The following is a 21147-nucleotide window of genomic DNA, read 5'->3' on the forward strand; positions in this document are numbered from 1 at the left end:
CAAATGTCCATTCCTGTAGTTGCCAGGGAGAGCGCCTTGCCGAGCGTATCCGCCGTGAATCCTGATGCCGTGTTGCTGGTGCAGTTGTCCGACAGCCACCTGTTCGCCGACGCTGACGCCACGTTGCTGGGCATGAATACCCGTGAAAGCCTGCAGCGGGTGGTCGAGCTGGTGCGTGCGCAACAGCCGGCCATCGACCTGATACTGGCGACCGGCGACTTGTCTCAGGACGGCACGCTGGCGTCCTATCAGCAGTTTCGCGATTTGACCGCTCCCCTTGGCGCCCCGGCGCGCTGGATTCCCGGCAACCACGACGAACCGCAGGTCATGGCCCAGGCTGCCATGCACAGTGATTTGCTCGAACCGGTGGTGGATATCGGCAACTGGCGTATCACCCTGCTGGATTCGGCGGTACCCGGTTCGGTGCCGGGCTACTTGCAAGACGAGCAACTGCAACGGCTGGCGCAGGCCTTGAGCGAAGCGCCGGACCGCCATCACCTGGTTTGTTTCCACCATCATCCGGTGCCCATCGGTTGTGCGTGGATGGAGCCTATCGGCCTGCGCAACCCCGAGGCGCTGTTTGCCGTGCTTGAGCGCTTCCCGCAGACCAAGGCATTGCTTTGGGGCCATGTGCATCAGGAAATCGACGGCGAGCGCAACGGTGTGCGGTTGCTGGCTTCGCCGTCCACCTGTATCCAGTTCGCGCCGGGAAGTGAGGATTTCCAGGTCAGCGAGCAGGCGCCGGGTTATCGCTGGTTGCGCTTGCATGGCGACGGACGGTTGGAGACGGGGGTGGAGCGTTTGGTGGGCTTTGCGTTCACCGTCGATTACGGCAGCAACGGCTATTAAGACCTGCAAACACTGATCAAAGGGTGGGAGCTGGCTTGCCTGCGATGGCGGTGTACCTGGCGCTGACTCGTTGACTGAATCGCCGCCATCGCAGGCAAGCCAGCTCCCACATTGGGTCCGCTTCTGCCTGCATTCCCTGTAAACTGCGCCTCTTTGGCCCCAGCACGGAGAGCCCGGCATGTCCGCTTCGATCCTGTATATCCACGGTTTCAACAGTGCGCCGGCTTCCAACAAGGCCAGCCAGTTGACCACTGTGATGGGCACCCTCGGCCTGTCCGACCAGCTACGTGTACCGGCGCTGCATCACCACCCTCGTCAGGCGATTCTTCAATTGGAGCAAGCGATTGCGCAACTGGGCCGGCCACTGCTGGTCGGCAGCTCACTCGGCGGCTACTATGCAACCCATCTTGCAGAACGCCATGGTCTCAAGGCGTTGCTGGTCAACCCGGCGGTCAGTCCCCATCGGATGTTCGACGGTTACCTGGGCACCCAGAAGAACCTCTACACCGATGAGACCTGGGAATTGACACAGGACCACGTCACGGCCCTGGCCGAGCTGGAAGTACCGGCGCCCCAGGATGCCGCGCGTTATCAGGTGTGGTTGCAGACCGGGGACGAAACCCTGGATTATCGCCTGGCCCAACAGTATTACCGGGCCTGCGCCTTGCGCATCCAGGCCGGTGGCGACCATGGCTACCAGGGGTTCGCCCAGCAATTGCCGGCACTGTTGTGTTTTGCCGGCATTGGCGCAGATCAGTTTCAATCCTTCGATTTTTCGTCACTGTAGAAAATCGCAGGTCACTTTTTAATCGAACGACTCACGACGAGACCCCATGGCCACTCCCAGCGCTAGCTCTTATAACGCCGACGCCATCGAAGTCCTCTCGGGCCTCGACCCGGTGCGCAAACGCCCCGGCATGTATACCGACACCAGTCGGCCGAACCACCTTGCCCAGGAAGTCATCGACAACAGCGTCGACGAAGCCTTGGCCGGGCACGCCAAGTCGGTGCAAGTCATCCTTCACGCCGACCATTCCCTGGAAGTGTCCGACGATGGTCGTGGCATGCCGGTGGACATTCACCCCGAAGAGGGTGTGCCGGGCGTCGAGCTGATCCTTACCAAGCTCCATGCCGGCGGCAAGTTCTCCAACAAGAACTACCAGTTCTCCGGCGGTTTGCACGGTGTGGGTATTTCCGTGGTCAACGCGCTGTCGACTCTGGTGCGGGTCAAGGTCAAGCGCGACGGCAACGAGTACCAGATGACCTTCGCCGATGGCTACAAAGCCACCGACCTGGAAGTGATCGGCACCGTTGGCAAGCGCAACACAGGCACCAGCGTGTACTTTGCGCCGGACCCCAAGTATTTCGATTCGCCCAAATTCTCCATCAGCCGCCTCAAGCACGTGCTCAAGGCCAAGGCCGTGCTGTGCCCGGGGCTGCTGGTCAGCTTTGAAGACAAAGGCACCGGCGAGAAGGTCGAGTGGCACTACGAAGACGGCCTGCGTTCCTACCTGGAAGACTCGGTCAGCGACTTCGAACGCCTGCCCAACGAGCCGTTCTGCGGCAGCCTTTCGGGTAATAAAGAAGCGGTGGACTGGGCGCTGCTGTGGTTGCCCGAAGGTGGCGACAGCGTGCAGGAAAGCTACGTCAACCTGATCCCCACGGCCCAGGGCGGCACCCACGTCAACGGTTTGCGCCAAGGCTTGCTGGATGCCATGCGTGAATTCTGCGAATACCGCAGCCTGTTGCCGCGTGGCGTCAAGCTGGCGCCGGAAGACGTGTGGGAGCGCATCGCGTTCGTGCTGTCGATGAAGATGCAGGAACCGCAATTTTCCGGCCAGACCAAGGAGCGCCTGTCGTCCCGCGAGGCAGCGGCGTTTGTCTCTGGCGTGGTCAAGGACGCCTTCAGCCTGTGGCTCAACGAGCATCCCGAGCTGGGCCTGGCCCTGGCGGAGCTGGCGATCAACAACGCCGGCCGGCGCTTGAAGGCCAGCAAAAAGGTCGAGCGCAAGCGCATCACCCAGGGCCCGGCACTGCCGGGCAAACTGGCCGATTGCGCCGGGCAAGACCCGATGCGTTCCGAGCTGTTCCTGGTCGAAGGTGACTCCGCCGGCGGTTCCGCCAAGCAAGCGCGGGACAAGGAGTTCCAGGCGATCCTGCCACTGCGCGGCAAGATCCTCAACACCTGGGAAGTCGACGGCAGCGAAGTGCTGGCCAGCCAGGAAGTGCACAACATCGCCGTGGCCATCGGGGTCGACCCGGGTGCAGCGGACATGAGCCAGCTGCGCTATGGCAAGATCTGTATCCTCGCCGACGCCGACTCCGACGGCCTGCACATCGCTACCTTGCTGTGCGCGTTGTTTGTGCAGCACTTCCGCCCATTAGTGGATGCCGGTCACGTCTACGTCGCCATGCCGCCGCTGTATCGCATCGACCTGGGCAAGGAGATTTTCTACGCTCTGGACGAAGCCGAGCGCGATGGCATCCTCGACCGCCTGGTGGCCGAGAAGAAACGCGGCAAGCCACAGGTCACGCGATTCAAGGGCCTGGGTGAGATGAACCCGCCGCAACTGCGCGAAACCACCATGGACCCGAACACCCGGCGCCTGGTGCAGTTGACCCTGGAAGACTTCGCCGCTACCTCGGAAATGATGGACATGCTGCTGGCTAAGAAACGCGCTGGCGACCGCAAGACCTGGCTTGAATCCAAAGGCAACCTGGCCGAGGTTCTGGGCTGATGCGCACAGGCTTCGCCCTGGCGATCCTGATGTTGAGCGGGCTGGCGGTCACCCAGGTGGCCGCAGCCAGCGTGGCAGAGCTCAAGCTGGTCTCGGAACACCCGGTTGACGGCATGCGCGGTGGGAACCTGTCGGGCCTGGCGTTGTGTGGCAACGAGCTGTGGACGGTTTCGGACCGCGATGACGACCAGATTTACCGCCTGGATACCCGTGCGCCGACGTGGAGCGCGCAAGCGCTGAAGATCGACGTGCCGCCCGTGCCCGAGTCCGGCCTGCCTTGGGGCTTGCGTTCGCGCACCAAGGCCGCTTCGTTCATACGTGGTGGTGACCTGGACTTTGAAGGCATCAGCTGTGATACCGCAGGCAACCGTTACATTGTCAGCGAAGCCCATGCCGCGGTGTTGCAGGTGCCCGCGACGGGCGCGCCGGAGTGGTTGAAAATCGCGCCGGGCATGGTGCGTGAAGCCAGGGCTAGTGGCATGTTGCTGCACTTTAATGCCTTGTTCGAAGGCCTGGCGGTAAACCCTGAAGGCAATCAGATCTGGCTGGCTGCCGAGCGTGAACGCCGTGGCCTGGTCTCGATCAAGCGTGGGCAGAGCGTATGGGATTGCGATGGTCGTTGTGTATTGTTGAGCGAGGCCGGCCAGGAAGTGCAGCCGGCGCAGTTCCCCAACGCCAAGGCCGTGTCCAAGGACTTTGCCGACTTGTCGCTGTTCAACGGCAAGCTGTTTACCCTGGAGCGTAATGCGTTTCAGATCTGCCGGCGCGACCCGCTCACGGCCAAGGTTGAGCTGTGCTGGTCGTTTGCCGACGAAACCCTGACGCCACAGCGACGTTACCCACAGTCGTATGGCCTGGCTGAGGCCCTGTTGGTGGATGCCGACGGTGCCTGGGTCGGGATCGATAACAATTTCGGCCCGCGTGACGATGGTGAAAAACGTCCGATGGTCTATCGTTTTGCCGCTCCGGATGGCGGCTGGAGTGCCCAGCCATGAGTCGAGATTTTTTTGAATTGAATCAGCGCAGCGGCAGTTCCGCTGCGCCTTACCCCATGATGAGGCCCGCATGAGTGACATCCTCGCAGACAGCTTAGATGGCGTAGAACGCCGGTCGCTGGCTGAATTCACCGAAAATGCCTACCTCAACTACTCCATGTACGTGATCATGGACCGTGCCTTGCCGCATATCGGCGACGGCCTGAAGCCCGTGCAACGGCGCATCATCTACGCCATGAGTGAGTTGGGCCTGGACGCCGATTCCAAGCACAAGAAGTCGGCGCGTACCGTCGGTGACGTGCTGGGTAAGTTCCACCCTCACGGCGACTCGGCGTGCTATGAAGCCATGGTGCTGATGGCCCAGCCGTTCAGCTACCGCTATACCCTGGTGGACGGCCAGGGTAACTGGGGGGCACCGGATGACCCCAAATCCTTCGCCGCCATGCGTTACACCGAGGCGCGGCTGTCGCGTTATTCCGAAGTGCTGCTCAGCGAGCTGGGCCAGGGCACTGCCGACTGGGGGCCGAACTTTGACGGCACCCTTGACGAACCCCTGGTGTTGCCGGCGCGTTTGCCGAATATCCTGCTCAATGGCACCACCGGTATCGCGGTCGGCATGGCCACCGACGTGCCGCCGCACAACCTGCGCGAAGTCGCCACCGCCTGCGTGCGCTTGCTCGATGAGCCCAAGGCTACGGTCGAGCAGCTCTGCGAGCATATCCAGGGCCCGGATTACCCGACCGAAGCAGAGATCATCACGCCGCGCGCCGACCTGCTGAGGATGTACGAAACGGGCAAGGGCTCGGTGCGTATGCGTGCCGTGTACCACATTGAGGACGGCGACATTATTGTGACCGCGCTGCCGCACCAGGTATCGGGTGCCAAGGTGCTGGAGCAGATCGCCGCGTTGATGCAGGCCAAGCCGTCGAAATTGCCGCAAGTGGCCGACCTGCGTGACGAGTCCGACCATGAGAACCCGTGCCGTATCGTGATCATCCCGACCAACAGCCGGGTGGATCATGAAGTGTTGATGCAGCATTTGTTTGCCAGCACCGACCTGGAGTCCAGCTACCGGGTCAACGTCAACATCATCGGCCTGGACGGCAAGCCGCAGTTGAAGAACCTGCGCAACCTGCTGGTGGAGTGGCTAGAGTTTCGCGTACAAACCGTGCGCCGCCGCCTGCAATTTCGCCTCGACAAGGTTGAGCGCCGCTTGCACCTGTTGGACGGCTTGCTGATCGCCTACCTCAACCTGGATGAAGTGATCCATATCATCCGTACCGCCGAGCATCCGAAGGCCGAGCTGATCGCGCGTTTCGAGCTGAGCGAGATCCAGGCGGACTACATCCTCGACACCCGCTTGCGCCAGTTGGCACGCCTGGAAGAAATGAAACTGCGCGACGAGCAGGATGCACTGCTCAAGGAGCAAGCCAAGCTGCAAGCCCTGCTGGGCAGCGAAGCCAAGCTCAAGAAGCTGGTGCGTAGCGAACTGCTCAAAGATGCGGAAACCTATGGCGATGACCGTCGCTCGCCTATCGTCGAGCGCGCTGAAGCCAAGGCCCTGACCGAAACCGAGCTGTTGCCCAACGAGAAAATTACCGTCGTTCTGTCGGAAAAGGGTTGGGTTCGCTCCGCCAAAGGGCATGATATTGACGCCACCGGCCTTTCGTACAAAGCCGGTGATGGCTTCAAGACCGCTGCCGCCGGGCGTTCCAATCAGTTTGCGGTGTTTATCGACTCGACCGGGCGCAGTTATTCGGTGCCGGCCCACACCCTGCCGTCTGCACGGGGGCAGGGCGAGCCGTTGACCGGGCGCCTCACGCCGCCGCCGGGGGCGAATTTCGAGTGCGTGCTGTTGCCGGACGATGATTCGCTGTATGTCATCGCCTCCGACGCCGGTTACGGTTTCGTGGTCAAGGGTGAAGACCTGCAGGCCAAGAACAAGGCGGGCAAGGCGCTGTTGAGCCTACCGAACAACGCCAAGGTGATTCTGCCGAGGCCGGTGGAGGATCGTGAAAGCAACTGGCTGGCGTCGGTGACCACCGAAGGGCGCTTGCTGGTGTTCAAGATCAGCGACTTGCCGCAGTTGGGCAAGGGTAAAGGCAACAAGATCATCGGGATTCCCGGTGACCGGGTGGCCAGTCGCGAGGAGTATGTGACTGACATCGCCGTGGTCCCGGAAGGCTCTACCCTGGTGCTCCAGGCCGGCAAGCGCACGTTGTCATTGCGCCCTGACGACCTTGAACACTACAAGGGTGAGCGTGGCCGGCGAGGTAACAAACTGCCACGAGGCTTCCAGCGAGTGGATGCCTTGCTGGTCGAAACGCCGGTTTAAGCGGTACTAGAGGCCTCGATCTACGATTTAACGCGTAGATCGATGCTTTCGCGCTGGAGTCATGGCGCATATTCACGGATGATATGGCCTTTCCAGCGCCGGCGTGGCCGAGCGTGTTCAGGTTATTTTTAGTATTACATTGTGGTTCGCCTTGTGGCAGCCACTTGGATGGGATGATGACTGCTCCACGCCTTCCTCTATTTTTGATGCTCGCTGGCCTTTTGGGGTTGGCGGGTTGCAGCACACATCAACCGGTGTCGCTGTACCAGCTGGACAGCGGAAGTCCGGCTCAGCCAGCCCAAACCGCTGGCATGGCAGTATTGCTGGGGCCGGTAGTCGTTGCCGATTACCTGCAACGCGAAACCCTGCTTCAACGTCAGAACGACGGCAGCCTGCAAGGTTCCACAGATGGTCGTTGGGCCGGTAGCCTGTCGTCGGATATCAACCAGTTGATGTTGCGTCAGGTCGCCGGCCAGTTAGACAGCCAGCGAGTGGTCCTGGCGCCGGGACCCTCCGGGTTCACCCCGGATGTACAGGTGTTGCTGACCATTACGCGTCTGGATTCCGGCAAGTCGCAACCGGCGATCCTGGATGCACAGTGGCGCCTGATCGACCGTCGCGGGCAAGTGCGGGACAACCGCATTGTGCACCTGCAGGAAGAACACGCCGGCACCACTGCCTCCCAGGTCCAGGCCCAGGGTGTGCTGTTGCAGCACTTGGCACAGCAGTTGTCGGTGGCGCTCAAACCACTGGCCAACCAGCCGCCGATTGCCGAAGCGCAGCCGCGTAAACAGGCCCCCGCCCAGGCCAAGCCTGCGGCCCCGGAAAAGCCGAAGATGCCGATGGCCACGCCGATTCGTACGGATCTGGAAGTGTTCAGGTTCTGATCTGAAATTTATTTTTGAAAAAGCCCGCCAAGCCCGCGGGCTTTTTCATGCCTGCTGTAAAACGCCAGCGCCTAATTCTGCGTACCTGTTAATTCTGACAGTATCCAGCTGCGCATAAGGTCTCTAGTGTGATTTCAGTCCTATCTCTTAAGGTACTGAACTCATGAAAAAAATATCGATCTTCCTCGCTTGGTTTTTTTGTAGTGCATTAAGTGTTGCTCTCATGGGCTGTAGCCATGAAGTTAATCGTGAATTTGGCGGCCTTGAAAATGATGAACTTCCGCCCGCCGAAGGTGAACTGTCAAGCTTGAGTCAGATAATCCGCCCTGTGACGGGCACCAAGAGGATGCTGGTCACGGTAACCCATTGGCAGGGAGAGCGAGTGTTGGACAGGGATCAGGTGGAGTTGCATACGCTGTCTACTGATCCTAATTCATTACGCTCTTATATTCTGGCTGCGTCCGGTGGAAAGCTGAAGTTGGAGGGGCGGGTAGTGGAGGCGACGTCTGGACCGAAGCCTGAGGGATGCTCTATGTCCACGTCTATCGCGGAGGGTCGCAAGACTGCCGAAAAGAATGGCCTTAATCCCGATGATTTCGACTATGAAATTAACATCGTTAACTGTGGCGGTGGCGCCTTGGCCTTTACCCCCGGTAGGCATGTTGGAGTGTTTGGCAAGGCAGGCTCACCGCATGTTTACAAGCACGAGCTTGGTCATAATTTAGGCTTTCGTCATGGGGGAAGCCTCATAGGCTGCCCCCGCAATGGCGCGTCTGTGAGTGCGCCTGTTGATTGCACTTACGTTGAGTATGGAGACACTGGTGACTCAGTGTCAGGTGGTGGCACGCTTTATCCTGCGGTCAGCCGCCGCTATGCCGGCTGGCTGGATGATGGCCAGGCGACGACTATCACGCGCACCGGCCTTTACAGTTTGAAGGTGTTGGGACGCGAAGGCCCGCAGCTGTACCTGATCAAGATCCCTGAAACCCATTCGCCCGGTGGGGCCTACTACCCGTTGTTGTCGCTCGAATACAGGAAACCTACGGTCTTTGATAACTTTCCGGAGAATGACAACCGGGTCAATGGCGTGTGGATGCGTTATGCGAGGGAGCAAGGCGTGCAGAATGTGCAGATTGATGCCACGCCAGAGACGCCAAGAACCAACGATCCTACCTTACTTACGGGGCAGACATTTGAGGACTCTTCCGGCAAGGTTAAAGTGCTTGTGTGCAGCGCCGGGCCGGACGAGGCGATAGTCGCGGTCGCGCTTGATGGGGCGGGTTTTCCTTACTGTACAACCACGGTCCCCGCTCCCGTCATTGCGGTCCCTCTCGAGGGGGCCAGCACCGGTAAACAGCCAGTATTTGCCGGCACTGCCTGGCCTGGCGCACGTATTGAAATAGTAAATGCTTCCAAGCCCGAGGAAGTCGTGGGCACAGCCATTGCTGATGGCAACGGCAACTGGTCGGTGTACTCGCTGTCAGTGCATGATGTTGGCAGTTATTCTTATACTGCCCGACAAACTTTTGGGGGAAGAACCTCGGTGTTATCTGGCAATCGCAGCTTCAAGGTGGCTGAACTGAGCGTGCCTGCGGCAATAATCGAGACCCCCGCCCAAAATGTCGAAGTTGGCCGCCTGCCGCAAGTGTCAGGTACCGGTGTTCCTGGTGCTACTGTGATGTTGCTTAAATCCAACGATCCTTACAATCCGCTGGCCACTACTAGGGTCGATGGCTATGGCCGCTGGTCAGTGCGCATAGAGCGCCCTCTACCGATAAGTCCACCCGCCTTTACCATGACCGGCTATCAAACCCTTGATGGAAAACGTTCGGGTTGGCTGGCGAACAGGACACTCAAGGTTGTTAATGTACCTGATCCGGCGATTATCCAAACGCCGGCCCAAAGCGTCAGAACGGGCCGCCGGCCTTTTGTGACAGGTACGGGTGTAGCAGGTGCTACTGTTGTGTTGATGCAGTCGTACAAACCTGAAAATATTTTAGCCACTACTACCGTCGATGGTTATGGGCGATGGGCCACGCAGGTTGATAATCCGCTGCCGATAAGCCCACCAGCCTTTACCATGACTGGATATCAGTCGATTGAGGGGAAAAGATCCGGTTGGTTGGCCAATAGAACTATCCAGGTTGTCGATGCTCCCGATCTGGCGATTATCGAAACCCCTGCACAAGGTGTGAAAACAGGACGTCGGCCAGTTGTGTCAGGTAGTGGTATTGCGGGCGCGACCGTCGTGTTGCTCAAATCGGGTGACCCGTATAACGCCTTGGCGACCACCACTGTCGATGGCTATGGACGCTGGTCGGTGCAGGTTGATCAGCCTCTGCCGGTCACAAACTCCTTTGTCATGACGGGCTATCAGCAGCTTGACGGTAAAATCGCCCGCTGGTTGGCGAATAGGACCTTCCAGGTAGTGCAGGTTCCCGATGCTCCGGTTATCGAAACCCCTGCCGAAAACCAGACCGTTGGCCGCCAGCCTCTTGTAAAAGGCAGTGGCGTTGTGGGGGCCGTGGTTGAGTTGAATCAGGAGAACAGGCCCGGAATTCCACTTGGGTACGCGGTTGTCGATGGTTTTGGACAATGGTCTGTCCAGATAGAAAGGCCGCTACCCGTCGGGTCCAACTTTAAAATGAGTGGGTATCAGCTTTTGGACCAGGTCAGGTCAGGCTGGATTCCACGCCGAACCATTAATGTCGTGGATAGCAAGAAAATCAAATAGTACTAGAAAGCCCGCAGGTGTTCGTTCTCTGCGGGCTTGCGATCATCAATGCATGAGTCTTGGAGTCAACCCTTGTTGCGGGTCTCATGCATCCGCGCCAACTGACGCTCCAGCATCGACGGATACGGCTCCATCAACCGCTCCACACAACTGGCCCCTTCAGGGCTGGCAATCGGGCGGATACGTGCGCGTTGGCGGATCAGCGTGTCTTCGCTGATCTTGCGCTCCACCAGCAGGAGGTTACGGCTGTGCTGGGACAAGGCCAGAGCATCCTGGGCGATTTCGGTCAGCAGCAGGTCGATCTGGCTGATGCCAAACAGGTCGTCACCCACGGTTAGACCCAGCTGCAGTTGCAGGGTAATGCCGCTGTCGGCTACTTCGATCTGCAGGGCATGGCCCAGGGCGCGCAACAGCTCGCCGCAGCAGATGGCATTGGTCAGGTAGTCCTCGCCGCTGTCTTCGCTGTGGAACAGCATCAGCGTGCTGCCATCGTTCAGGGTGTGCAGTTCGCTCTGGTAGAGCGAAGCGGCCTGGTCGAGGCAGTCGCGGTAGCGTTCGAGCAGTTCGGTCAGGCGGGCACGGGGCAGGCGGCGCAGTTGCTCCTGGGCGCCCAGTTGCACGGCGAGTACGGCACTGTGCTGTGGCTCGGCGTTCTTGACCGCAACGGGTTTGGGCGCAGCGACTGGGGCGGCTGCCGAGGTGTCGCGCAGGTCGGCGAACGGGTCTTCGTCGTCCAGCTCGTCTTCCTCGGCCTTGATCACATGGCGCGGCGCAGGCTTGAGGCCGGCCACCGGGGCGCTTTCGTCGAAGCCTGGGTCGCGCAGGTCGCGCACTTCAAACTCAGGCTCGTCATTGTAGTCCTCGGTGTCGTCGTACTCAGGCTCGGGCTCGACTTCAGGCGCTTTTGGCTCCGGGGCAAAGCTGGCGTGGAGCTGACGCGCGAGGTCGCCGATTTCGTCCTGGCGATCGGTGGCCGGGGTGTGTTCGTCGATATCCCGCAGCCAGATGCGCAGTTGCATCAACGGTGTGGAGATATGCCGGCCCAGGCGCAGGCTCAAGGCCAGGGCCAAGGCCAGTAGGATCGCGCTCAGAATGCCCATGCTTTGCAGGCTGATGGTCATCGGCTGCTGGAACTGTTGCATATCAAGGCTGATACGCAGTTGGCCGGCCTTCACGTCCTGGAACGTAATATTACTCTGATACAGGCCTTCGGCCTCACCGAGCAGACCGTTTTTCGGGCGTTGCCCGGCCTCGGCCATGATCCGGTTGTCCACGCTATAGATAGCGGCGTGGGCCACGAGCGGGTTCTTGGTCAGGTTGTTGAGCAACACGTTGAGGCTGAGGATGTCGTTGGACACCAACAACTCAGTCGCCGAAGTGGCAGTCTGGGTTGTCAGGCTCGCGCCCAGGGCGTCAGCTTGCTCGTGCATGGCCTGCTTGAACTGCAAACCCATCACGCAGGCGTAGATCACCAGGGCCAGAGCGACCAGGATCACGTTATGGCTGGCGATGCGCAATGCAATCGGTACACGGCGATGGCGCAGTGCCCGGAAGATCAGCAGGAAGAAGTTATCGGTTTTTACTGGCGTGGGCCGGTTCACTTGCGCTCGGCTCTTGGTCCGTGAAGTTGACGCGCAGTATAGCGACAGGCCCATGGCCGGCAAAGCGCTGGCTGTGCCCGATGGTCACTGAAAGTGGGTAGAATGCGGTTTTTTTCCAGCCTGGGGGTGCGCTTTGCGCGAAATTGTCCTGATCAACATCACGGGTGAAGACCGGCCGGGTCTCACCGCAGCCATTACCGGCGTCCTGGCCCAGGGTGGTGTGAACATTCTCGACATCGGCCAGGCGGTGATCCACGACACCTTGTCGTTCGGCATCTTGGTGGAGATCCCCAGCACCGAACAGGCCTCCTCGGTACTCAAGGACATCCTGTTTACGGCGTATAAGCTCGATCAACAGGTACGTTTCACCCCGGTGTCCGAAGCTGACTACCAGCACTGGGTCGAAGGCCAGGGTAAAAAGCGCCATATCGTCACCCTGTTGACCCGCAAGGTAACGGCTGAGCAGTTGCAGCGCGTTAGTTCAATCACTGCGCAATACGGATTGAATATCGACCATATCGACCGTCTGTCGGGTCGCATGCCCTTGGACACTCCGGCTGACAAAGGCAAGGGCTGCATCGAGTTCTCTGTGCGCGGTGAACCGGCTGACGCGCAAGCGCTACGCGCCGATTTCCTGAGCGTGGCCCAGGAACTGAATGTCGATATCGCCTTCCAGGAAGACTCCCTGTTCCGTCGCAACCGCCGCTTGGCGGTGTTCGACATGGACTCCACCTTGATCGAAGCCGAAGTCATCGACGAGCTGGCCAAGGCGGCCGGTGTGGGCGAGCAAGTCTCGGAGATTACCGAGCGCGCGATGGCCGGCGAGCTGGATTTTCGTGCCAGCTTCAAGGAGCGTCTGGCGCTGCTCAAAGGCTTGGACGTTGGCGTGCTGGATTCGATCGGCGCGTCGCTGCGCCTGACTGAAGGCGCCGAAACCCTGTTCGCCGAACTCAAGCGCCTGGGCTACAAGACCGCCATCCTGTCCGGCGGCTTCACTTACTTTGCCAAGCAGTTGCAGGCCAAGCTGGGCATTGACTATGTATTCGCCAACGAGCTGGAAGTGGTGGATGGCAAAGTGACTGGCGTCGCGGTGGAGCCGATTGTCGACGCCCAGCGCAAGGCCGACCTGCTCAAGGAATTGGCCCATAAGGAAGGCTTGCGCCTGGAGCAGACCATTGCGGTCGGCGACGGCGCCAATGACTTGCCGATGCTGGCGATTGCCGGGTTGGGCGTGGCCTTTCGCGCCAAACCGTTGGTCAAGCAGTCAGCCAAGCAGGCGATTTCGACCTTGGGGTTGGATGGCGTGTTGTATCTGCTGGGCTTGCGTGACCGCGACGGTCAGCTATAAGCCGATCTCACTGTCACTGATCGTTCCCACGCTCCGCGTGGGAGCGCCTCCAGTGACGCTCTGCGTCACGCTTTGGGCGCAGAGCGCCTCGGGCTGCATTCCCACGCGGAGCGTGGGAACGATCAACTGCAATATCAGGCTTTAGCAGCGGCGATGCCCTGGCCCATCTGCACCGGCGTACCCGCTGCCAGTTCTTCAGCCCACTTCACCTGGTCCGGCCCGAACAACACGATGGCGGTCGATCCCAGTTTGAAGCGACCCAGTTCCGCACCTTTCTCCAGATGAATCGGCGCGCGGGCCGCTTCGTCGTAGCGGAAGGTTTTCAGCTCGCGTTTCGGCGGCGTCACCAAACCGGCCCACACGGTTTCAATTGACGCAACGATCATCGCACCTACCAACACCACGGCCATCGGGCCGCGTTCGGTGTCGAACAAGCAAACAACGCGTTCGTTACGGGCGAACAGTTCCGGCACGTTTTCGGCGGTGGTCTGGTTGACCGAGAAAATCCGCCCTGGCACATACACCATCTCGCGCAGGGTACCGGCCAGTGGCATGTGCACCCGGTGGTAGTCCTTGGGCGACAGGTAAATAGTCGCGAAGTCCCCGCCCATGAACGGCGCAGCCATTGCCGCATCGCCACCGAGCAGTTCCAGCACGCTGAAGCTGTGGCCCTTGGCCTGGAAGATACGACCATGTTCGATCGGGCCTAGCTGGCTGACCGCGCCATCGGCAGGGCTCAGCACTGCGCCTGGGGTTGGATCTAACGGACGGGCGCCGTCTTTCAGCGCGCGGGTGAAGAAGGCGTTGAAGTGCTCGTAGGCGGTCAGGTCTTCCACCAGGGCCTGGGACATGTCCACCTGGTAGCGCTTGGCGAACCAGGCAGTGAAGGCGTTCTTGAACCAGCGCACGCGGCACTCGGCGATACAGCCGGCCAGGCGCGACAGCAAGTGATGCGGCAGCAAGTACTGGCTGAGGATAAACAACTGCTTTTTCATAACTGTCCTTAAACCTTAAATCTCAACGGGGGTGTCGGGGTGGTTGCCCCATTCGCCCCAGGAACCGGCATAACCTTTGACTCGCGGATAACCGAGCGCCTTGGCCACCAGGTAGGTGAAGCCAGAGCGGTGGTGAGTCTGGCAGTGGGTGATGATTTCTTTGTCTTTGGTCAGCCCGAGGTCTTCGAGGATTTGCGGCATGTCACGGCGGATACGCAGGCTGCGCGCCTTGTCCATGCCGGCGGTCCATTCGAAGTTCACCGCGCCGGGAATGTGGCCGCCCTTGGCTGCGAGCACTTTCTCGCCGGAATACTCCAGCGGGCCACGAGCGTCCCAGATCCCCAGGTCGGCCGCGCCGAGGCGGCTTTGCAGGTATTCGCGGGTGGCTGTGGGGCCGTCGTGCAGCGTAAGGCTGACCGGGCCGCCGGCTGCTGGGGGCGCATCGGTGGAAAGCGGGTGCCCTTCCTCCAGCCAAGCCAGCAGGCCACCGTCGAGGTAGTGATATTTCTGGTGGCCGATCACGTCGAGCATCCAGATAAAACGCCCGGCCCAACCGCCGCCTTCGTCGTCATAGACCACATAGGTGGCGTCCGGGGTGTGGCCCAGTTCGCCGAACAGTTTTTCCAGGTCGGCCTTGCTTGGTAGCAGGCCGGGTGCCGGTGGCTGTCCCAGTTGGGTGCGCTTGGGGTCAACGAAGTGCGCGCCGGGGATATGCCCTTCGGCGTAGCGGGCGACACTGGTGAGGTCTACCAGTATCAAGTGCTTGGAATCGAGGCGACCCAACAGGTCGGCGGATTCGATCACCAGCGGCAAGCCAGAGAAGTCAGGCATGTGAGGTCTCCTGGGCACAAATGTTGGCGATAAAGGCCGGTGATTGTAGCGCAAGCATCAGGCGCTGCGGTTGGTAAAGCTGTGCAGGGCTTTCTCGATGCATTGGGCGGTTTTGCCGAACGCCTGCACGGTGGTTTCCGAGAACGGCCCGCCGCCTTGGTCCGCCACGATCAGCATGACCACGCGACCGTTGCAGCTCAGTGAGCGCAACAGCAAGTGCTCGCCAATAAATAGACGACGCAGGATTGGTGGCAGCAATGCGGAAAACTGCGCATGGTTGTCGGGGTTCAGGCGTACCTGGGCGGACTTTTCCAGCAGGCGTTGCAGCAGTGTGCTATTGACCACATCCAGGCTCAGGTGAGCCGCGTCCTTGGGCAGGCCGTCGGCCTGGTGTACACGCAAGGTGCTCAAGGCGCGATCTGCCATGAATATCAGTACCCGCTGCATGCCACTGGCGACCAGGGCTTCCTTGGCGCAAGTGGTCAGGTGCATGGCGTTGGCAAAGCGGCTCGGCTCCACCAGCAACTCGGTGCAACGCGTGCGCCACACGGCCAAGGCTTCGGCAGTGGGCGGTGGTGCCGGCAGCAAGCCGCGATGGACTTTCTGTACGTGCCACGGCCAGATCAGCGACAGCGCCGGGTGCCAGAGGTCGGGCATCAAGGTGGTACGAGCACTGGTCACCGCTTGTTGGTGGGCTTGCTGTTGCACATCGCTCAACGGCGTTTGCAGGTACAGCGCCGTCAGGTATTGCCAGCGCTCAGTGTGCGGGCAGGTCCAGGATTCCTGGGCCGACATCGCCAGGCCGTTGGCCAGCAACACGGTGTTGGCCGGCTGGTTCAGCCAGCGTCGCAGGTTGGGCTCGGCATCGAGCAATTGCTGGTGGCGCAGGGCATCGTCTTGACGGGCAATGTGCAGCGCCTTGACCAGCAGGCGTTGCTCGGCCAACAGCAACTTGTAGCCCTGTGAAACCCAGATCGGCAGGTGCCAGGCTTCGGTCAAGCCCAGGCACAGGTCAAGCAAACGCACGCCGAACAGCTGTTGCTCGACCTGGCGCGCCGATTGGCCTTTATGGATCACCCGCAACTCCCACTCCTCCAGGAGCTTGGGGTAGGCGACGGCCATCGGCCACAGCGGCGACAGAAACAGCAGGCTGCCCCAGTGGATGTCCTGCCACAGCCGCGCCAGGCGACTGCCGAACAAACCGTTGGCTTGCTGGGATGCGTGCTGGCTGATCAGCAACAGCTGACGCAAGGCCACGGGGATTTCCCGGGCGGGTACCGAAGGCAGGCGCGCCAACAACTCTTCGGCACGTTTGAGGCCAAGACGGTTAAGTGCGACTTCAAGGTTTTCTGCAGGTTCGGCCAGGCTGCCGTGGGCTTGGCTGTTGGCTTCGCGCATCACACTCAGCACCAGGGCCGGACTGTTTTGCATCAACTCAGCAATATCTCGCAATGAACTGCGGCTATCGCGAATGGCTTTGCACACGCGTTCATGGCTGGCCTGGGGCACGGGCAGCAGCACGTCGTCCAGGCACTTGATCCAAGCGGCGAGGGTAGTGGGGCGGTTTGTTGGGACTGTCGTTTCAATTGCCATGATTGGGGCGCGATCATCACTTGCGTTCAACACGCCCGGAACGGGCCGAATTGGCTTTTCGCCTTAACGGGCTATAGTCTGGCGCAGTTTTGCCGATAAGTAGAACAAGAGTTTTCTGCTGCACCCCATATGTCCATGAACCCGACGGCGCAAGTACCCCTCTCCTATGGCTAAAATTATCGGCATCATTGTCGTCATCGCAAGTGTGCTCGGAGGGTACGTCCTCTCCCACGGTAAAATCGCCGCACTGATCCAGCCTTTCGAAGTGCTGATTATCGGCGGTGCCGCGTTCGGCGCATTTTTGCAGGCCAACCCAGGCTATATGACCATGCACGTGGTCAAGAAGTCCCTGGGCATGTTCAGTTCGCGCTTCTCCCACACGTTTTATCTGGAAGTGCTGGGGCTGATCTACGAGATCCTCAACAAAAGCCGCCGCGAAGGCATGATGGCGATCGAAGGCGATATCGAAGACGCCGCGGCCAGCCCGATTTTTGCCAAGTACCCGGCCGTGCTCAAAGACGAGCGCATGACCGCGTATATCTGTGATTACCTGCGCATCATGTCCTCCGGCAACATGGCGCCTCACGAGCTGGAAGGCCTGTTCGACATGGAGTTGTTCAGCCTCAAGGAAGAGCTGGAGCATCCTTCCCACGCCGTGACCGGCATTGCCGACGGCATGCCCGGTTTTGGTATTGTCGCGGCGGTACTGGGGATCGTGGTGACCATGGCGTCCCTGGGCGAGGGCGATCAGGCGGCCATCGGCATGCACGTAGGTGCGGCGCTGGTGGGCACCTTCTTCGGTATTCTCGCCGCCTATGGTTTCTTCGGCCCGCTCGCCACCTCCCTGGCCCACGATGCCAGGGAAGAGATCAACCTCTACGAAGCGATCAAGGCGTGCCTGGTGGCATCGGCGTCGGGCATGCCGCCGTCGCTGGCCGTGGAGTTCGGGCGCAAGGTGTTGTACCCGAAACACCGCCCAAGTTTCTCCGAGCTGGAACAAGCGGTTCGCGGTCGCTAAGCCATGGAAAACAACCAGCCGATCATCATCAAGCGCGTCAAGCGCTTCGCTGCGGGGCACCATGGCGGCGCCTGGAAAATCGCCTTCGCCGACTTTGCCACGGCGATGATGGCGTTCTTCCTGGTGTTGTGGCTGATGTCCACCGCTACGCCAGAACAGAAAATCGCCATCGCCGGCTACTTCAAGGACCCGATTGGCTTTTCGGAAAGCGGTACGCCGTTTGTCATTGACCTGGGCGGCTCGCCGGAACTGGCGCCCGAGCGCACCATCAACCCGGAAGTGCAAACTGAATCGCCTCAGGAAAAAATCCCGATCGAGCGCGACACTGTCGAATCCATGGCCGAGCAGGTCGAACAGGAGCGACTGGAACTGTTGCTGCAGGAATTGCAGAACAAGGTTGAAGAAAACCCACAGTTGCTGAAGTTCAAGGACCAGATTTCCTTCGAGATCACCCCCGAGGGGCTGCGCATCCAGATTACCGATGCGGCCAACCGGCCGATGTTCGACTCTGGCAGTGCGCGGTTGAAGCCGTACTTTGAAGACATCCTGCTGGCCATGGCTGACACCATCAAGGCGGTGCCGAACAAGATCAGCATCAGCGGGCATACCGACGCCAAGCCCTACGCGGGCCAGGGTGATTTCGGCAACTGGGAACTCTCGGCCAACCGCGCCAATGCTGCCCGGCGTGCGCTGGTGGCCGGCAGCTACCCGGACCCGCAAGTGGCGCGGGTAGTGGGTTTTGCCTCCTCGCAACTGTTTGATCCCAAAGACCCGTTCAACCCGGTCAACCGCCGTATCGACATCGTGGTGCTGACCAAAAAAGCCCAGCGTGCGATTGAAGGCGATCAACCCCCGCCACCGGCACCGACCCAGGGCGACGGTGCGCCAGGCGAAGTGCCGGCCGACCCCAACGCGCTACCGCCGGAGCAGGAACCGCTGCCAGCCCATGAGCTGCGCCAGAAGCTGAACCTGTTTGATGATGGGGGCGTCAAGGATCCTACGACGCCTGCGCCGAAGCCGTAAGCTCCAGATACAACGAGGCCGCGATAATCGCGGCCTTGTTGTATCTGCGCTGTCATAGATATCTACACAATTTTGGGGCGACGCTGGGCCTGTGGCGAGGGAGCTTGCTCCCGTGACGGCCTGACAGCCGGCGCCTATCTACCTGACGCCCTCAATCCAAATGTGGGAGCTGGCTTGCCTGCGATGGCGATTTGCCGATGTACATATCCATTCCTGCGGTAACGGCCACCGATACCGATGCTGCATTGTAGGAGCGAGCTTGCTCGCGAAAAACGTCAACGATAACGCGTGTATCCAGGATGCCCGCGTTGCGCTTGAGGTCTTCGCGAGCAAGCTCGCTCCTACAGAGGTGGGGGCTGCTTAGTAGCTGCTCTCGGGCAAGCTCGCAATAATCGACCGATAGCTGTTCATCCGCTGCTGCTGCACGCGCCCATCTTCCAGTGCCTTGAGCAGCGCACAGCCCGGCTCGCGGTCGTGTTTGCAGTCGCGGAAGCGGCAGGTGCCGATCAGGTCGTTGAACTCAATAAAGCCGGCTTCCACATCGCTACGGCTGACGTGGCCCAAGCCAAATTCACGGATACCCGGCGAGTCGATCAACTCGCCGCCGCCCGGGAAGTGGAACAGCCGTGCGGTGGTGGTGGTGTGGGTGCCCTGGCCGGACAGCTCCGACAGCGGGCCCACGCGGGTTTCGACTTCCGGCAACAGGCTGTTGACCAGCGACGACTTGCCCACGCCAGACTGGCCGACGAACACGCTGATCCGCCCGTCCAACTGCTGTTGCAGCTGTTCCATGCCGTTGCCGTGGTGAGCCGACACTTCCAGCACCGGGTAGCCCAGGGTGCGGTAGACCGCCAGCAATGCGTTGAGCGCCGGGGCGTTCTGCTCGTCGATCAGGTCGAATTTGTTCAGCAGCAGCAACGGGCGGATGCCAGCATGCTCAGCCGCGACCAGGTAACGGTCGATCAGGTTGGCATGGGGCTCGGGCAGTGGCGCGAACACGATCACGATCATGTCGACGTTGGCCGCCACCGGCTTGAGCTGCCCACGGCTGTCGGGGCGGCGCAGTTCGGTGCTGCGCGGCAACTGGGCGACGATGACGCCGATGCCCTGGTTGCCGGCACGCCACACCACCTTGTCGCCGGTGACCAGCGCGGGCAGGTTGGCGCGCAGGTGGCAACGGAACACCTGGCCTGCGAGTTCGCCTTCGAGCGCCTCGACTTCGACCTGCACACCAAAGTGCGCGATCACCAGGCCCGTTTGTTCGGGGCCCAGGTCGCCGCCCTCGAGCGCTTCCACGGCTGAGGATTCACGTTTGGCGGCGCGGGCGGCGCGTTCACCTTGAATCTTTTCGATGCGCCAGTTTTGGCGACGGTTGAGCTGGCGTTTGGCCATTGGTGTTCCGTGTCGATAATGCAAAAGTTGGGTAAAACGGCCGCGAGTCTAGCACGCCCCCGCCTGCTAAACTGCCCGGCTACGCCAAGGTGCCAAGAGAATCAAGCCATGCAAAACCCACAGAACCTGATTTGGATCGATCTGGAAATGACCGGTCTGAACCCCGACACCGACGTCATCATCGAGATGGCGACCATTGTCACCGACAGCAACCTCAACACCTTGGCCGAAGGCCCGGTGATCGCCATCCACCACAGCGACGCCGTACTCGCCACCATGGACGAGTGGAACACCCGCACCCACGGTAACTCCGGGCTGACCCAGCGCGTGCGCGACAGCCGCATCAGCATGGCCGAAGCCGAGGCCGAAACTATCGCCTTCCTGGAAAAATGGGTGCCCAAGGGCAAGTCGCCAATCTGCGGCAATAGCATCTGCCAGGATCGTCGCTTCCTTTATACGCACATGAAGGGGCTGGAAAGTTACTTCCACTACCGCAACCTGGACGTGTCGACCTTGAAGGAACTGGCTGCGCGTTGGGCGCCGGAAGTCAAAGACAGCTTCCATAAAGGCAGCACGCACCTGGCGCTGGACGATATTCGTGAGTCGATTGCCGAGTTGCAGCATTATCGCAAGCATTTCATCAAGGCTTGATTCTGCGGCGCCAGTGAGTGCGCTATCGCAGGCAAGCCAGCTCCCACATTTGACTGCATTCGCAAATTCAAAGTGTGGGAGCTGGCTTGCCTGCGATACAGGCGACGCGGTTTATCGCCAAGCGCCCCCTTTTGGTGCCCTCGGCAAATGATTAGAC

The 21147-nt window shown here is 60.5% G+C and carries 16 protein-coding genes; 11 read left to right on the forward strand and 5 right to left on the reverse strand.

Features of this window, described 5'->3' with window-relative positions:
- Nucleotides 1-36: 36 nt before the first annotated feature.
- The 7 genes from cpdA (at nucleotide 37) to ACP7CZ_RS09460 (ending at nucleotide 10538) form a co-directional block, all read left to right on the forward strand.
- Entirely contained in the window at nucleotides 37-849 is an 813-nt protein-coding gene (gene cpdA, locus ACP7CZ_RS09430) for a 3',5'-cyclic-AMP phosphodiesterase (RefSeq protein ID WP_034125637.1), read from the forward strand.
- A gap of 178 nt (nucleotides 850-1027) precedes the next feature.
- Nucleotides 1028-1636, forward strand: coding sequence for a YqiA/YcfP family alpha/beta fold hydrolase (locus tag ACP7CZ_RS09435; protein ID WP_014716651.1), 609 nt, complete (start codon nucleotides 1028-1030; stop codon nucleotides 1634-1636).
- 46 nt (nucleotides 1637-1682) lie between these two features.
- Nucleotides 1683-3587 (forward strand): DNA topoisomerase IV subunit B, encoded by a 1905-nt coding sequence (gene parE, locus ACP7CZ_RS09440; protein WP_003188026.1) that lies wholly within the window; start codon nucleotides 1683-1685, stop codon nucleotides 3585-3587.
- Nucleotides 3587-4582, forward strand: a complete 996-nt coding sequence (locus tag ACP7CZ_RS09445; protein ID WP_070415467.1) for an esterase-like activity of phytase family protein — start codon at nucleotides 3587-3589, stop codon at nucleotides 4580-4582. The genes parE and ACP7CZ_RS09445 overlap by 1 nt, the downstream gene beginning before the upstream one ends.
- Before the next feature lie 70 nt (nucleotides 4583-4652).
- Nucleotides 4653-6917: a DNA topoisomerase IV subunit A gene (gene parC, locus ACP7CZ_RS09450; RefSeq protein ID WP_294148253.1), complete on the forward strand. Its 2265-nt coding sequence runs from the start codon at nucleotides 4653-4655 to the stop codon at nucleotides 6915-6917.
- A gap of 173 nt (nucleotides 6918-7090) precedes the next feature.
- On the forward strand, nucleotides 7091-7804 hold the full coding sequence (locus ACP7CZ_RS09455; protein WP_032873461.1) for a PqiC family protein: 714 nt from the start codon (nucleotides 7091-7093) through the stop codon (nucleotides 7802-7804).
- Nucleotides 7805-7967: 163 nt separating this feature from the next.
- Nucleotides 7968-10538: a hypothetical protein gene (locus ACP7CZ_RS09460; protein WP_294148249.1), complete on the forward strand. Its 2571-nt coding sequence runs from the start codon at nucleotides 7968-7970 to the stop codon at nucleotides 10536-10538.
- A gap of 65 nt (nucleotides 10539-10603) precedes the next feature.
- Here the strand turns inward: ACP7CZ_RS09460 and ACP7CZ_RS09465 are convergent, their stop codons facing one another.
- Complete coding sequence (locus ACP7CZ_RS09465) at nucleotides 10604-12139, reverse strand: histidine kinase (protein WP_252949389.1); 1536 nt, start codon at nucleotides 12137-12139, stop codon at nucleotides 10604-10606.
- A 133-nt stretch (nucleotides 12140-12272) separates the two neighbouring features.
- On the opposite strand from ACP7CZ_RS09465, the gene serB reads away from it, so the two are divergent.
- Entirely contained in the window at nucleotides 12273-13487 is a 1215-nt protein-coding gene (gene serB, locus ACP7CZ_RS09470) for a phosphoserine phosphatase SerB (protein WP_003188034.1), read from the forward strand.
- A 134-nt stretch (nucleotides 13488-13621) separates the two neighbouring features.
- On the opposite strand, the gene asd is transcribed toward serB, so the two are convergent.
- From asd to ACP7CZ_RS09485, 3 genes are read right to left on the reverse strand one after another with little or no spacing between them, the layout of a single operon-like run.
- Complete coding sequence (gene asd / locus ACP7CZ_RS09475; protein WP_054896259.1) at nucleotides 13622-14482, reverse strand: archaetidylserine decarboxylase; 861 nt, start codon at nucleotides 14480-14482, stop codon at nucleotides 13622-13624.
- A gap of 15 nt (nucleotides 14483-14497) precedes the next feature.
- The gene (locus ACP7CZ_RS09480; protein ID WP_054918863.1) at nucleotides 14498-15313 is read right to left on the reverse strand and encodes a rhodanese-like domain-containing protein; all 816 of its coding nucleotides are present in this window, start codon (nucleotides 15311-15313) and stop codon (nucleotides 14498-14500) included.
- 57 nt (nucleotides 15314-15370) lie between these two features.
- Nucleotides 15371-16906, reverse strand: a complete 1536-nt coding sequence (locus tag ACP7CZ_RS09485) for an HDOD domain-containing protein (RefSeq protein ID WP_038448629.1) — start codon at nucleotides 16904-16906, stop codon at nucleotides 15371-15373.
- A 166-nt stretch (nucleotides 16907-17072) separates the two neighbouring features.
- Between ACP7CZ_RS09485 and motA the strand changes: the two genes are divergently transcribed.
- Both motA and motB read left to right on the forward strand, forming a co-directional pair.
- Nucleotides 17073-17924, forward strand: a complete 852-nt coding sequence (gene motA / locus ACP7CZ_RS09490) for a flagellar motor stator protein MotA (RefSeq protein WP_054896261.1) — start codon at nucleotides 17073-17075, stop codon at nucleotides 17922-17924.
- A gap of 3 nt (nucleotides 17925-17927) precedes the next feature.
- Nucleotides 17928-18947 carry a flagellar motor protein MotB gene (gene motB, locus ACP7CZ_RS09495; RefSeq protein WP_054896262.1) on the forward strand — a complete coding sequence of 340 codons (1020 nt, stop codon included), beginning with the start codon at nucleotides 17928-17930 and terminating at the stop codon, nucleotides 18945-18947.
- A 360-nt stretch (nucleotides 18948-19307) separates the two neighbouring features.
- Here the strand turns inward: motB and rsgA are convergent, their stop codons facing one another.
- Nucleotides 19308-20339 (reverse strand): small ribosomal subunit biogenesis GTPase RsgA, encoded by a 1032-nt coding sequence (rsgA, locus tag ACP7CZ_RS09500; protein WP_003188044.1) that lies wholly within the window; start codon nucleotides 20337-20339, stop codon nucleotides 19308-19310.
- Nucleotides 20340-20447: 108 nt separating this feature from the next.
- Between rsgA and orn the strand changes: the two genes are divergently transcribed.
- The gene (gene orn / locus ACP7CZ_RS09505) at nucleotides 20448-20990 is read left to right on the forward strand and encodes an oligoribonuclease (protein WP_003171343.1); all 543 of its coding nucleotides are present in this window, start codon (nucleotides 20448-20450) and stop codon (nucleotides 20988-20990) included.
- Nucleotides 20991-21147: the final 157 nt, after the last annotated feature.

This window comes from Pseudomonas sp. DWP2-2 (genome assembly GCF_049897065.1).
Taxonomy (GTDB): domain Bacteria; phylum Pseudomonadota; class Gammaproteobacteria; order Pseudomonadales; family Pseudomonadaceae; genus Aquipseudomonas; species Aquipseudomonas paracarnis.